The following is a 908-nucleotide window of genomic DNA, read 5'->3' on the forward strand; positions in this document are numbered from 1 at the left end:
TATAGTAGATATTTTATAAAAGTGGTACAGTAGTTTTAAAACAAGCGAAAAGTAAAAAGATTATGACTTATTCAGCAGACTTCCGTGCTCAAGTGATTAAAAGTGTCGAACAACAAGATATGAGTATCAGACAAGCTTGTGCATTTTATGACATTAGTAAGGCCACGCTACAGAATTGGCTCAAAGATCCTAGTATTAAACTCACTCGCAATAAACCACCCAGTAAAATACCTAACGAAGCTTTATTAAAAGATGTTGAACAGCATCCAGACGATTACATGTACGAGAGAGCACAGCGTTTTGGCTGTAGTAAGTCGGGCATCGAGGCCGCTTTAAAACGTCTTGGTATCAGTCAAAAAAAAGACCTTAGAGCATCCAAAAGCTTGCCCATTAAACAGAGCTAAATATCTAAGTAAACTGGGCGACTACATCGCTCAAGGCTATTCAATTGTATACATGGATGAGAGTGGCTTCGAGGCTGAGACCATCCGCTCTCATGGCTATGCACCTATTGGTACCCCTTGCATCGATAGCTATAACTGGCAAGGTAAAAAACGCACCAATGTTATTGGTGCCTTATATGAAAAAGCGTTATTTGCACTTGATTACTTCGAAAAGAATATCAATGGCGACATATTCTACAACTGGTGCAAAAACACGCTAATACCAAGTCTTAAAATAAAATGCGTAATCGTCATGGATAACGCCAGCTTTCATAAACGCGTTCAGAGATTACTCAACAGGCATGGTCATCGCTTGTTATTTCTACCGCCTTACAGCCCTGATTTAAACCCTATTGAAAAAAAATGGGCACAGGCTAAGTTTCTACGACAAGGGTGGATGGAGAATAATTTACCTAAGCTGTTTCATGATATGGGTTGTACCAATTTTATTCTGGATTGACTATA

2 protein-coding genes are annotated in these 908 nt (G+C 39.0%); both read left to right on the plus strand.

The features are described from left to right. The first annotated feature begins 62 nt into the window (after positions 1 to 62). On the plus strand, positions 63 to 404 hold the full coding sequence (locus JMV76_RS14635; RefSeq protein WP_037026110.1) for an IS630 transposase-related protein: 342 nt from the start codon (positions 63 to 65) through the stop codon (positions 402 to 404). Further along, positions 343 to 903: an IS630 family transposase gene (locus JMV76_RS14640; RefSeq protein ID WP_201502335.1), complete on the plus strand. Its 561-nt coding sequence runs from the start codon at positions 343 to 345 to the stop codon at positions 901 to 903. Before JMV76_RS14635 ends, JMV76_RS14640 begins: the two co-directional genes overlap by 62 nt. Positions 904 to 908 lie beyond the last annotated feature (5 nt).

The sequence above is a fragment of the Psychrobacter cibarius genome (genome assembly GCF_904845955.1).
GTDB classification, from domain to species: Bacteria; Pseudomonadota; Gammaproteobacteria; order Pseudomonadales; family Moraxellaceae; genus Psychrobacter; species Psychrobacter cibarius_B.

Coding starts and splice junctions, on each gene's coding strand:
- JMV76_RS14635 (WP_037026110.1), top strand. CDS start 63: ATGACTTATTCAGCAGACTTCCGTGCTCAAGTGATTAAAAGTGTCGAA.